Source organism: Ruegeria sp. YKSE079, from assembly GCF_059612845.1.
Genome location: NZ_JBXWRJ010000001.1, coordinates 183,449 through 195,054 on the forward strand (window position 1 = coordinate 183,449; position 11,606 = coordinate 195,054).

Annotated in this window: 12 protein-coding genes and 1 pseudogene; 6 read left to right on the top strand and 7 right to left on the bottom strand. The window is 57.1% G+C overall.

Features of this window, described 5'->3' with window-relative positions; genetic code table 11:
• Positions 1–20 precede the first annotated feature (20 nt).
• Entirely contained in the window at positions 21–1,247 is a 1,227-nt protein-coding gene (locus tag AC2FMY_RS00885; protein WP_496745140.1) for an argininosuccinate synthase, read from the bottom strand.
• 175 nt (positions 1,248–1,422) lie between these two features.
• Here AC2FMY_RS00885 and AC2FMY_RS00890 point away from each other — a divergent pair, with 175 nt between their 5' ends.
• Positions 1,423–2,154 (top strand): hypothetical protein, encoded by a 732-nt coding sequence (locus AC2FMY_RS00890; RefSeq protein WP_496806866.1) that lies wholly within the window; start codon positions 1,423–1,425, stop codon positions 2,152–2,154.
• A 60-nt stretch (positions 2,155–2,214) separates the two neighbouring features.
• Positions 2,215–3,441: a threonine ammonia-lyase IlvA gene (gene ilvA / locus AC2FMY_RS00895; RefSeq protein WP_496806867.1), complete on the top strand. Its 1,227-nt coding sequence runs from the start codon at positions 2,215–2,217 to the stop codon at positions 3,439–3,441.
• Between the two features lie 3 nt (positions 3,442–3,444).
• On the opposite strand, the gene AC2FMY_RS00900 is transcribed toward ilvA, so the two are convergent.
• The 3 genes and pseudogenes from AC2FMY_RS00900 to AC2FMY_RS00910 form a co-directional block, all read right to left on the bottom strand.
• On the bottom strand, positions 3,445–3,798 hold the full coding sequence (locus AC2FMY_RS00900) for an Hpt domain-containing protein (RefSeq protein WP_496806868.1): 354 nt from the start codon (positions 3,796–3,798) through the stop codon (positions 3,445–3,447).
• A gap of 50 nt (positions 3,799–3,848) precedes the next feature.
• Positions 3,849–4,381: pseudogene (locus AC2FMY_RS00905) on the bottom strand (IS6 family transposase).
• Between the two features lie 66 nt (positions 4,382–4,447).
• Positions 4,448–5,314, bottom strand: a complete 867-nt coding sequence (locus AC2FMY_RS00910) for a MurR/RpiR family transcriptional regulator (protein WP_480750071.1) — start codon at positions 5,312–5,314, stop codon at positions 4,448–4,450.
• A gap of 184 nt (positions 5,315–5,498) precedes the next feature.
• Here AC2FMY_RS00910 and AC2FMY_RS00915 point away from each other — a divergent pair, with 184 nt between their 5' ends.
• The 4 genes from AC2FMY_RS00915 to AC2FMY_RS00930 all read left to right on the top strand — a co-directional run bounded on the left by AC2FMY_RS00915 (position 5,499) and on the right by AC2FMY_RS00930 (position 9,059).
• Entirely contained in the window at positions 5,499–6,017 is a 519-nt protein-coding gene (locus AC2FMY_RS00915; RefSeq protein WP_480750072.1) for a TRAP transporter small permease subunit, read from the top strand.
• Complete coding sequence (locus tag AC2FMY_RS00920) at positions 6,017–7,522, top strand: TRAP transporter large permease (RefSeq protein ID WP_480750073.1); 1,506 nt, start codon at positions 6,017–6,019, stop codon at positions 7,520–7,522. Before AC2FMY_RS00915 ends, AC2FMY_RS00920 begins: the two co-directional genes overlap by 1 nt.
• A 61-nt stretch (positions 7,523–7,583) precedes the next feature.
• Positions 7,584–8,615, top strand: coding sequence for a TRAP transporter substrate-binding protein (locus AC2FMY_RS00925; RefSeq protein WP_480750074.1), 1,032 nt, complete (start codon positions 7,584–7,586; stop codon positions 8,613–8,615).
• Positions 8,616–8,714: 99 nt separating this feature from the next.
• A complete protein-coding gene (locus AC2FMY_RS00930; RefSeq protein ID WP_480750075.1) occupies positions 8,715–9,059 on the top strand; it encodes a RidA family protein in 345 nt (114 codons plus the stop codon).
• A 9-nt stretch (positions 9,060–9,068) separates the two neighbouring features.
• On the opposite strand, the gene hpaH is transcribed toward AC2FMY_RS00930, so the two are convergent.
• From hpaH to hpaD, 3 genes are read right to left on the bottom strand one after another with little or no spacing between them, the layout of a single operon-like run.
• Positions 9,069–9,869: a 2-oxo-hept-4-ene-1,7-dioate hydratase gene (gene hpaH, locus AC2FMY_RS00935; protein ID WP_496748228.1), complete on the bottom strand. Its 801-nt coding sequence runs from the start codon at positions 9,867–9,869 to the stop codon at positions 9,069–9,071.
• Positions 9,866–10,720, bottom strand: a complete 855-nt coding sequence (locus AC2FMY_RS00940) for a fumarylacetoacetate hydrolase family protein (protein ID WP_496806869.1) — start codon at positions 10,718–10,720, stop codon at positions 9,866–9,868. The genes hpaH and AC2FMY_RS00940 overlap by 4 nt, the downstream gene beginning before the upstream one ends.
• A 12-nt stretch (positions 10,721–10,732) precedes the next feature.
• Positions 10,733–11,587, bottom strand: a complete 855-nt coding sequence (gene hpaD / locus AC2FMY_RS00945) for a 3,4-dihydroxyphenylacetate 2,3-dioxygenase (RefSeq protein ID WP_480750078.1) — start codon at positions 11,585–11,587, stop codon at positions 10,733–10,735.
• Between the last annotated feature and the right edge of the window lie 19 nt (positions 11,588–11,606).

The window sequence follows — 11,606 nt, forward strand, 5'->3', positions numbered from 1 at the left end:
GTTTATGCCGTCGTCGTCGATCACTTGGCAGTGCGCTTGTTGCGCGTGGCCAGCAGGCGCAGGCGCAGGGCGTTCAGCTTGATGAAGCCCGCCGCGTCTTTTTGATCGTATGCACCGGCGTCTTCCTCAAACGTCACATGCGCCTCGGAATAGAGCGAGTGTTCGGACCAGCGGCCCACGGTCGAGGCCAGACCTTTATACAGCTTCACGCGAACGGTGCCGGTCACGTGTTCTTGCGACTTGTCGATGGCGGCCTGCAGCATCTCGCGCTCGGGGCTGTACCAGAACCCGTTATAGATGAGTTCCGCATATTGCGGCATCAACTGGTCTTTCAGGTGCATCGCGCCGCGATCCATGGTGATCGACTCGATCCCACGATGCGCTTCCAGAAGGATAGTGCCGCCCGGCGTCTCATAGATACCGCGAGACTTCATGCCCACGAACCGGCCCTCGACAAGGTCCAGACGACCGATACCGTGTCTACCGCCATATTCGTTCAGCTTGGTCAGGATCGTGGCCGGGCTCATAGCCTCGCCATTGATGCTGACCGCGTCGCCTTTTTCGAAACCGATTTCGATGAATTCGGGCTCGTTCGGCGCGTCTTCGGGATGGACGGTGCGCTGATAGACGTAGTCAGGCGCCTGAACGGCCGGGTCTTCCAGAACCTTGCCCTCGGACGAGGTGTGCAGCAGGTTCGCATCGACAGAGAACGGAGCTTCGCCGCGCTTGTCCTTGGCGATCGGAATCTGGTTCTGCTCGGCAAATTCCAGCAGCTTGGTTCGGCTGGTCAGATCCCATTCGCGCCAGGGGGCAATCACCTTGATTTCGGGGTTCAGCGCGAAAGCCGCCAGTTCGAACCGCACCTGATCGTTGCCCTTGCCGGTTGCGCCGTGAGCGACGGCATCGGCGCCGGTTTCCTCGGCAATCTCGATCAGGCGTTTCGAGATCAGCGGGCGGGCAATCGACGTGCCCAGCAGGTATAGCCCTTCGTAGACCGCGTTGGCACGAAACATCGGGAAGACGAAATCGCGGACGAATTCCTCGCGGATGTCTTCGATATAGATGTTTTCGGGCTTGATCCCGAGCAGTTCGGCTTTCTTGCGGGCGGGGTCCAGTTCTTCGCCCTGACCGAGATCGGCGGTGAAGGTCACAACCTCGCACCCATACTCGGTCTGCAGCCATTTCAGAATGATCGAGGTATCAAGGCCACCGGAATAGGCCAGAACAACTTTCTTGGGCGCGGACATCTGACTTCCCTCTGATGCGAATGACGCTTGGCCCCTAACGGTTTTTGGACGTGGGGGCAAGCGGAGTGCATTGACGCATGATAGTAAATCGGGTGAAACAAGCAGGAACTTACAACAAATGGTTGAGGGACCGGTTTTTATGTTGGGTTGGAGTATTTTTCTGCATTCGGTACGTATGGTTTTCGGCAATCTCAAGCAGGTTCTTCAGATCACGATTGGGCCGGTTCTGGTAGCGCTGGTTTTGATAGTAGGTGCCTTTTTTGCGTTGGGCATCACACCAGAGGTGTTTGACGAAGGCACCACCAAGTTGCCGCCAGGGGTTACGACTGGGAGCTTTTTCCTGTTCCTTTCGATTTTCATGCTGATCATCTGGACGGTCATGTTCTGGATTGCGGTATCCTGGCATCGGTTCATCCTGCTGGAAGAATATCCCAGCGGGATATTCCCCGAGTTCCGGTTTGACCGGATACTGGCCTATTTCGGGCGCGGTATTTTGCTGGGGTTGTTGGGGCTGATTGCCATTTTGCCAATGGCGTTTTTGCTTGCGGCCGTCAGCGGTGGGTCCGCCGGGCTGCCAATCATCGTGATGATCGCTTATATGCTGTTAATTCTCGTTGTTTTGTTTCCACTGGCGATCATTCTGCCTGCTGCCGCAATCGGCCAACCGCTGAGCATGTCGGCGGCGTGGAACAAAACGACCGGCACGGCAGGAACCGTCGTTGTTCTGATCATCGCTTCGTTCCTGTTTCAGGTGGTTGTTCAGCTTGTCAGCACGGTCCTGATGATTGTTCCCGTTCTAGGCCCGCTTTTGGTTCTGTTCGCCTCTCTGCTGATCCTTCCGCTGATAAATGTCAGCATCCTGACCACGATGTACGGCGTTTTTGTCGAGGGACGCGAGCTACGGTAAGCTGCGGGTACACATATGTATTCCTTGCCCTTTCAACGGTGATGGGGCAGGGAATTCGGCATGACTGATTTCATGACCCGCGCCCGCGCCGCCGAACAGGCGATGCGAACCGTTTTTCCAGCGACGCCGCTGCAGCGGAACGTGCACTTGTCCGAAAAATATGATGCCGATATCTGGCTCAAGCGCGAGGATCTTAGCCCGGTGCGATCCTACAAGATCCGCGGTGCCTTCAACGCCATGCGGAAGCAGGAGGGGCAGGATCTTTTCGTGTGTGCGAGCGCGGGCAATCACGCGCAGGGCGTCGCATTCATGTGCAGGCATCTGGATGTCAGGGGCGTGATTTTCATGCCGGTAACGACGCCACAGCAAAAAATCCAGAAGACCCGGATGTTCGGTGGCGACAATGTCGAGATCCACCTGACCGGTGACTATTTCGATCACACGCTGGCCTCGGCGCAGGAATGGTGCGCTCGGCAGGGCGGGCATTTCCTGTCGCCCTTTGACGATGAGGACGTGATCGAGGGGCAGGCTTCGTTGGCGGTCGAGATCGAAGAGCAGCTTGGCGGCGTGCCCGATCACGTTCTGTTGCCGGTTGGTGGCGGCGGCATGTCGGCGGGGGTATCGACGTGGTTTGGCGCCCGCACGCATTGCTTGTTCGTCGAACCCAAGGGCGGCGCTTGCCTGCGAGCGGCGCTGGCGGCGGGGCATCCGGTGTCGCTGGGCCGGGTGGACACGTTTGTTGACGGGGCTGCGGTAGGCCGGATCGGTGACAGGCCATTCGAACTGCTGAAATCGCGCCACCTGTCGGACGTTCTGGTCCTGTCCGAAGACCGCATTTGCACCACGATCATGGAGATGCTGAACGTAGAAGGTATCGTCCTGGAGCCCGCAGGTGCACTGGCAGTCGAAGCAGTGGCGGATGTGCAAAGCTTCATCCGGGGCAAGACCGTAGTCTGCGTCACTTCGGGCGGCAATTTCGATTTCGAACGCTTGCCCGAGGTCAAAGAGCGCGCCCAGCGCTATTCCGGCGTGAAAAAGTATTTTATCCTTCGCCTGCCGCAACGTCCGGGTGCATTAAAAGAGTTTCTGGGAATTCTGGGGCCCGAGGATGACATTGCCCGCTTTGAATATATGAAAAAATCGGCGCGCAACTTCGGTTCGGTCCTGATCGGAATCGAGACCAGCAAGCTCGAAAATTTCGTGCGTCTGTTTGCGCACCTTGATGACGCAGGGTTCACCTATACCGACATCACCGAGGATGAGACGCTGGCTCAGTTCGTGATCTGACGGTTATGTATTCTGTGCCAAGCCGGTCAGGAATTCAGAATGGGAGACGGTAAAGGTTCTGGTGATCTCCTCTAGGTCCACCAATTCCGCATCGCCGGCGGCGGATTGACGTTCACCATCCTGGCACAGTTTGGAAAAGGCCTGAAATCCCAGGCTCAGGGCGCTGCCCTTGAGGAAATGCAGGTTTCGTTCCAGTTCGGACCGATCCGCATCGGCGCGGATGCGGTCGAGCATTTCCTGCACCTCTTCCATGAAGATCTGCACCACTTCGGGGAATTCGTCCGCGCCGACTTCGTCCCGCAACTGTTTGACCCTTGGCCAATGGATCATGGCGCACCCTTTTTTGGTCTCGTTCATGCTGTGGTAGGGCGTTTCGGGTAAAAATGACGTTAAGGGATTTTGTCACGCTAACTTGCGATGCAGATAGAGATCCTGGCATTCGGATTGCAGGCGTCAAGTGCTTCGAGGCGGCGATATCGGATTGTGAGGGCGGAGCGACGGCGCGTGGGGGCACCATAAGAACGCAGTTTGTCCGTGATGATCCGCTTGGGAAGGAAACCAAGACGCTTTGTCAGGCGGCGAAACAGCCGTTTTGCCGCCCGTTTGTACGGTTTCTGTTGAAGGAGCTCGTCCAGAGCGACGCCATGCTGATCGACCGCGCGCCAAAGCCAATACTTGCGATAAGAGATTTTCACGACAACCACATCAAGATGCCAGACATTGCCTGGGCGACCCTGTTGGCGTCACAAGTTTCGAGCGATCAGCGGTCCGAACTTGATGACCTACGCCGGACAGTTTCGGACATATCTATCCCGCGCTGCAGCAGCATCTCTTCAACTTCCCGGAAGCTCAGGTTGAAACGAGCGTACAACCATACCGCGTGCGCGATGATCTGAGGTGGAAACCGGTGGCGCTTGTAGCCAATCGACGATGACCTCATCGAAGTCACTTGCGTCCAACCGCGGACATGACCAGCCGAATGACCTTTGGCGTGACAACACCCTCTCTATCGCCGAAACAAGCGGGTCGAAGAAAACATCGCCTCCAACTCCTCGATCCGCTCCTTGCTTTCTTCCCATCGCGCGTTCTGAACTTGGGCGATCAGGGATTCGGAAATCAACTGTAACGCAATGGTCGAATCCCAACTCGAAGGTGCTTCGACCAGTCCGTGAAAGGTGATGTTTGCCCTGCGACCGATGGGAGATCCCCACTGGTCGGTGAACAAGACAACGGTCGCCCCACGCTTTGAGGCGATATCAGCCAGTTTTTCGAGATGGGCCTCATACCGGCGGATGTCATAGATGATCAGAACAGACGTGCCATCCATGTCCAACAGATACTGCGGCCAGACATTGGTGGAATTGCCCAGCATGGTCACATTGGGCCGGATGATCTGCATGTGGTTGAACAGATAATCGGCGTTGGAACGGGTAATTCGCCCGCCCACGACATAGAGGTGGCGGGTGGTGTCGGCCAGCAATTTGGCAACAGCATCGAATTCCGCCGTGTTGATGCGTTCCAACGTGTGGCGCATGTTTGCCCAAACGGCTTGCGCAAAACGGGGCAAGGGGTGTTCTGCGGTGTCCTCTTCAACCCACGGGCCGCGTTTGGAAAGCGGTTTCTTTATCCGGGCGGCCACCTCATTGCGCAGGGATTCCTGCAAATCAGGAAAGCCGTCAAATCCCAGTTTGCGGGCCATCCTGATTACTGTCGGCGTCGAAACCCCGGCAGCGCCTGCCAGTTTGGTGATCGATTGCAGCCCTGCCATCGGGTAGTCCTGCAGAAGTACCGAGGCAAGCTGCCGCTCGGACCGGGTAAGGTCGTCGATGCCTTCTTGCAGCATCTGTTTCACAAGCTTTGTCGTCGGGATCACGGGGTATCCTCAAATCTAGCTTTTTCTACAGAGTAGGCATTGATGTAGTCATGTCTACAGAAAGTTTGTTGACAACTGAGCGCCCAAGGCTCCCAATGTGAGACAAGAGCGCGAGTCACGTGCGCCGCAAAGATAACGGAACCGGGCCCATCCGAGGAACGGTCAGTAAAACAGGGAAACGGGCATGAATTTCATGCGGAGATACGTCTCGTTCATCGACGGGATAAACCGCTGGATCGGCCGGGTGGTGATGTACGGCATCTTCGTGATGATGGGCATCCTGTTGTGGTCGTCGATCTCCAAGACTTTCTTTCTGCCGTCGTTGTGGACGCTGGAAGTGGCGCAGTTTGCGATGGTGGCCTATTACATCCTCGGCGGGCCGTATTCGATCCAGATGGGGTCGAACGTGCGGATGGACTTGCTATATGGCGAATGGTCAAGCCGACGGCAGGCGTGGACGGATGCGTTTACGGTTCTGTTTCTGATCTTTTATCTGGGTGTGCTGATCTATGGCGGGTGGGACAGTCTGAGCTATTCGCTGCAATACGGTGAACGCAGTCCGACGGCCTGGCGACCCTACCTGTGGCCGATCAAGGTGATCATGCTGGTAGGCCTGATTCTGATGCTGCTGCAGGCGGTATCGGAGTTGTGCAAGGATATCCTGCGCATCAAGGGCGATGACCTCCCGAGGGAGGCGATCTGATGTCTTACGAGATGATCGCCATTGTCATGTTCTCGACCATGATGTTGATGCTGATGACCGGGCAGCGGGTGTTCGGTGCCATCGGGTTTGTGGCCGTGGTGGCCTCGCTGCTGCTGTGGGGCGACCGGGGCGGGTATGACATCGGTTTCGCCGCGGCGATGAAGCTGATGAAATGGTATCCGCTGCTGACGCTGCCGATGTTCATCTTCATGGGATATGTCCTGTCGGAATCCAAGATCGCGGACGATCTGTACAAGATGTTTCATGTCTGGATGGGCGGCCTGAACGGTGGTCTGGCAATTGGTACGATTGCTCTCATGGTCCTGATTTCTGCTATGAATGGTCTGAGCGTAGCAGGTATGGCGATTGGCGCCACGATCGCCCTGCCGGAACTGTTGAAGCGCGGATATGACAAGCGCATGGTGACTGGTGTCATTCAGGCTGGTTCATCCCTGGGTATTCTCGTGCCGCCCTCTGTCGTGCTCGTTCTTTACGCGATGATTGCGCGGCAGCCGGTGGGACAACTATGGTTGGCAGGTGTCATTCCGGGGCTGATGATGGCGGCTATGTTCATTCTCTACATCGCCATCCGTTGCAAACTGAACCCTGCTTTGGGTCAGGCCATGGATCGCGAAAACCTGGCTGAATATGAACGAACTACGGACCATCCTTTGCGCCTGAACTATCTTGCCTTGCTGGGCGTTGTCGCCGTTCCGGCGTTGTTGGGCCTGGGTGCAGTGACGGCCAAGGCCGCAATCGGCATCGCTGCAGTGATTGGTGCGTTGTCTTTTGCCACCCGAAAAACCCCGGCCTTTTACAAGGATGTCTTCCTCAAGGAGAAATACCGTCTGCTTTTCGCAGGTGTCCTGCCGCTGGCGATTTTTGCCGCGATGATGATCCCGTTCGTGAACGGCTGGACTTCCCTAGTGGAAAGTTCCGCCATCGGCGCGCTGACGGCCTTTGTCGCGGCGGTTCTGAAAGGGCGGATGAATCGGCAGGTTTTCGAGACCTCGGTGCGCTCGACGCTGGGTATTTCGTGCATGTTCATGTGGATCATTCTGGCGGCGCTGGCTTTTGGCGCCGTGTTTGACGGGCTTGGGGCGGTGCGCGCCATCGAGAACCTGTTCACCGAGCGTCTGGGGTTGAGCCCCTGGATGATCCTGATCCTGATGCAGCTGAGTTTCATCGTAATGGGCACGTTTCTTGACGATACGGCTATGCTGGTGATCGTGGCGCCGCTTTACGTGCCGTTGGTGCAGGCGTTGGGATTCGACCTGATCTGGTACGGTGTGCTGTACACGATCACGACTCAGATCGCCTATATGACACCGCCATTTGGCTATAACCTGTTTCTGATGCGAGCCATGGCGCCGCCAGACATTACTCTGCGCGATATTTATGGGTCGATCCTGCCCTTCGTGCTGGTGATGGCGCTGGCGCTGGCGATCATCATGGTGTTTCCGCAGATCGCACTGTGGTTGCCGGAGGCCGTTTACAACAAATGATCCCGGATCGAACCGGGGCTTATGAGAGAGCAATTCGTTGATTTCAACTGGGAGAGAGAAAATGACGACAAGACGTAAGTTTTTGAAAGGGGCCGCAGTTGTTCCTGCAGCATCGCTGGCCGCACCGGCGCTGGCGCAATCGACGATCAAGTGGCGGATGCAGACCTATGCCGGCCCTGCGCTGGCCGAACATGTGGTCGATCCGGCGATCAACCTGTTCAACCAGATTGCCGGAGACCGGATGCAGATCGAGCTGTTTTATGCCGATCAGCTGGTGCCCACCGGCGAGTTGTTTCGCGCCATGCAGCGGGGCACTATCGACGCGGTGCAATCGGACGACGACTCGATGGCCTCGCCCACCGAAGTGACAGTTTTCGGTGGGTATTTCCCCTTTGCTTCGCGTTATTCTCTGGATGTGCCTGTACTGTTCAATCAGTACGGCCTGAACGAAATATGGGACGAGGAATATTCCAAGGTCGGCGTCAAGCATATCAGTGCCGGTTCGTGGGACCCTTGTCATTTCGCCACCAAGGACCCGATCAACTCGCTGGCCGATCTGCAGGGCAAGCGTGTCTTTACTTTCCCGACCGCAGGCCGGTTCCTCAGCCAGTTCGGCGTGGTGCCTGTCACCCTCCCGTGGGAGGATATCGAAGTTGCGGTTCAGACCGGCGAACTGGATGGTATTGCCTGGTCCGGGATTACCGAGGATTACACCGTCGGTTGGGCGGATGTGACCAACTATTTCCTGACCAACAACATTTCAGGAGCGTGGATTGGCCACTTCTTTGCCAATAACGAACGTTGGGAGGAATTGCCGGAGGATCTGAAGCTGTTGTTCAAGGTATGCTGTGAGCAATCCCACTATTATCGCCAGTGGTGGTATTGGGGCGGCGAGGCATCGCTACGGGTCAACGGAACCAAGATGCAGCTTACCTCGATTCCGGATGCGGAATGGGCGCAAGTCGAAGCCGCCGCAACGAAATTCTGGGACGAGATCGCCGCCGAATCCGAGACCAAGGCCAAGGTGGTCCAGATATTCAAACAGTATAACGCCGACATGCAAAAGGCCGGGCGGCCTTATCGCTACAGCTGACCAATCTGCCCTGACCTGCGCGTGTGGGTCAGGGCAAAAATCGCATTGACCGGTGGGGTTGCAAGGTTCATAGAGCCGAAAAAACCAGGAGCTTTCGGAATGACCATCACACGCATCGAAACCGGCCAGCGCATGAGCAAGATCGTCAAGCACAATGGCACCGTCTACCTGTGCGGTCAGGTAGGAGACGGTGAGACCGTCGCGGATCAGACGCGCGATTGCCTGTCCCGTGTCGAGGCGCTGCTGGAACAGGCGGGAACGGACAAAACCCGGATTTTGCAGGCAATCGTCTGGCTGGCGGACATGGCCGATTTTGCCGAGATGAACGCTGTATGGGATGCTTGGGTGCCCGAGGGCCACGCCCCCGCGCGCGCTTGCGGCGAGGCCAGGTTGGCGCGCGACACACTGCGCGTCGAAATCATCGTCACGGCCGCCGAGAAGTAACGGGCGTTTTCACTCAAAGCCGATTTCGACCGAGCCGAAGCGACCGAAATCCGCATGAATCTCGGAACCGGAAGGGCATTCCACGGGTCGAATGAAGCTGCCCGATAGAATGATGTGACCGGGTTCAATCCTCTGGCTGAACTCCGCCATGCGGCGGGCCAGCCAGACGACGCTTTCGACGGGGTCGTTCAAAACACCGGCGCCAAGCCCGGTTTCCTCGATCTCGCCATTGCGGAATGTAAGGGCGCCAACCCAGCGAAGGTCAAAGGCGTTGATGGCGTGTCGTTCGGCACCCAGAACGATCCCGGCATTGGCGGCGTTGTCGCTGATCGTGTCGCATACGTTGCGGGCTGTTCCGGTGTCCGGATCGACCCGCAGAATTCGGGTATCAAGGATTTCGAGCGCAGGCACGACACAGTCAGTGGCCGCAATGACTTCTTCGCGGGTGACATTTACGCCGCCGATGGCGGATTTCATCACAAACGCGATCTCAGCCTCGATCCGGGGCTGGATGAACCGCCCTTTTGGCACCGTGCTTTCGTTTTCGAACGCCATATCGTCGAACAAAATTCCACTGTCGGGAATATCGATGTTCAGCGCATATTGCATGGCCTTCGATGTCAGGCCGATTTTCCAGCCGATCACCTTTCGGCCCTGCGCCAGTTTGGCGCGCTGGATTTCATTTTGTATGGCATAGGCGTCATCCATGGTCATGTCCGGATGGCGCAGGCTGAGCAGGCCGATCTGGGTACGCTCGCGTTCGGCGGTCAGCAAATCGGCGGCGGCACGGGCGTGATCTTGCGGAGTCATGGCTGTTCGTCTGCCACACCGTTGCGCAGGATGCCAATGCCGCCAACTTCGACTTCGACCACGTCACCCGGTTCAAGGTAGCGTGGTGGATCGAACCGCGCGCCCGCACCGGTTGGTGTTCCGGTGATGATGATGTCACCGGGCCGCAGCGTCATGAAGGTAGAGATATAGGCGATTTCCTCGCGGATCGGGAAGATCATGCGGTTGAGGGTGTCGTTTTGGCGTTCTTGGCCATTCACCCTCGTTATGATCCGGGCATCGTCCAATTGGGCAGGATCACGGAAGGGGACCAACCAAGGGCCAAGCGCGCCGGATTTGTCCCAATTCTTGCCTTGCGTGACATTGAACTTCGCGTGCCGGACCCAATCGCGAATGGTGCCTTCGTTGCACAGCGTCAGCGCGGCAATGTGTCCGTATGCATCCTCAGCCTTGATGCGACGTCCGGTCTTGCCGATGACAATTGCCACCTCGCCTTCGTAGTCCAATGTGTGGTTCTCCGGCGGGCGGATCAGAGGCAGATTGTGTCCGGTGAATCCGCTGGCGAAACGTGGGAACAGGGACATATACTCGGGTTGCGCACTGCCGTCTTTGTATTCTGAATTTCGGTCGGGAAAGTTCACCCCGACACACAGGATGCGAGGCGCGTTGGGCAGCGGAATATCGTAAGAGAAATCGGTGTGTGTGACCGGGCAACCCTGTGCGGCGACTTCAAGCTGATCCAATCCGCCATCCCGGATGACGTCAAGGAGTGTGGGCCAATTGGGGAAGTTCGGCGACAGGGCTACCGCGCCGCCGTCGGTGATAGCGCCATAGTATGTCTTGCCCTCGGCAATGAAACTCGCAAATCGCATGGTTTGCCTTTGCTATTGAACCGGAAAGATGACGTTGGTTTGCCCGGTGCCGGATGAGGGGAAATACTCGGTCACGACCTCACATTTGCCTGTGTAGTCGTCCCATCCCAGAGCACCGTACAGCATCGACGTGTCATGCATGGATCCCTCGCCACAGCAGAAGGTCGCATAATCACCCAGCATCTTCAGGAAGGTCGCGTGATCGCCATTCTTCCACATCTCCAGTACATGCAGGTCGACTTGGCGGTTGAACTCGGAACTGATGGTGAAGGTGCCGTTATTGGCGGCATAGTCCTTGTTGGCCCAGATCTTGTGAGACAAAGAGCCAGAGGCGACAAGCAACACCTTGCTGTCGCTGGCTTCGACGGCCTCGCGGATCGCCTCGCCGATGAGGCGGCTTTCGGAATGGTCATGTACGGTGGCCCAGGCGGCGACCGAGACGACCTTCATGTCGTGTTCGCGGCTCATGAACCGCATTGGCACCAATGTGCCATATTCCAGTTCCAGACTGTCCAGGTGATGCGCAAGCGTATAGACACCCTTGTCTGATGCCACTTTGGCAATGGCGTCGCCAAGCTCCGGATTGCCGTCGTAGGAGTACGGCAAATCCTGAATGAATTGTGGAAACTCATTCGAGGTAAACAACCCTTCGAACCTGGCGTTCGCATTGATGTGAAAGCCTGCGTTGATCACCCAATGAGTGTCGCAGATCACGACGGTATCAGCGCCCAACGCCTTGGCGCGGCGGGCGATTTCGCGGTGGCCGTCAATGGCGGGCTGCCTTTTGCCCTTGATCGGGCCTTCCTGCTCCGACATCAACAATGTCGGCACGTGGGTCATCTTGGCGGCGAGTACGATTTCTCCCATTTTGGGTTCCTCCCGAAGT

Coding starts and splice junctions, on each gene's coding strand:
- AC2FMY_RS00885 (WP_496745140.1), bottom strand. CDS start 1,247: ATGTCCGCGCCCAAGAAAGTTGTTCTGGCCTATTCCGGTGGCCTTGAT.
- AC2FMY_RS00890 (WP_496806866.1), top strand. CDS start 1,423: ATGGTTTTCGGCAATCTCAAGCAGGTTCTTCAGATCACGATTGGGCCG.
- ilvA (WP_496806867.1), top strand. CDS start 2,215: ATGACTGATTTCATGACCCGCGCCCGCGCCGCCGAACAGGCGATGCGA.
- AC2FMY_RS00900 (WP_496806868.1), bottom strand. CDS start 3,798: ATGAACGAGACCAAAAAAGGGTGCGCCATGATCCATTGGCCAAGGGTC.
- AC2FMY_RS00915 (WP_480750072.1), top strand. CDS start 5,499: ATGAATTTCATGCGGAGATACGTCTCGTTCATCGACGGGATAAACCGC.
- AC2FMY_RS00920 (WP_480750073.1), top strand. CDS start 6,017: ATGTCTTACGAGATGATCGCCATTGTCATGTTCTCGACCATGATGTTG.
- AC2FMY_RS00925 (WP_480750074.1), top strand. CDS start 7,584: ATGACGACAAGACGTAAGTTTTTGAAAGGGGCCGCAGTTGTTCCTGCA.
- AC2FMY_RS00930 (WP_480750075.1), top strand. CDS start 8,715: ATGACCATCACACGCATCGAAACCGGCCAGCGCATGAGCAAGATCGTC.
- hpaH (WP_496748228.1), bottom strand. CDS start 9,869: ATGACTCCGCAAGATCACGCCCGTGCCGCCGCCGATTTGCTGACCGCC.
- AC2FMY_RS00940 (WP_496806869.1), bottom strand. CDS start 10,720: ATGCGATTTGCGAGTTTCATTGCCGAGGGCAAGACATACTATGGCGCT.
- hpaD (WP_480750078.1), bottom strand. CDS start 11,587: ATGGGAGAAATCGTACTCGCCGCCAAGATGACCCACGTGCCGACATTG.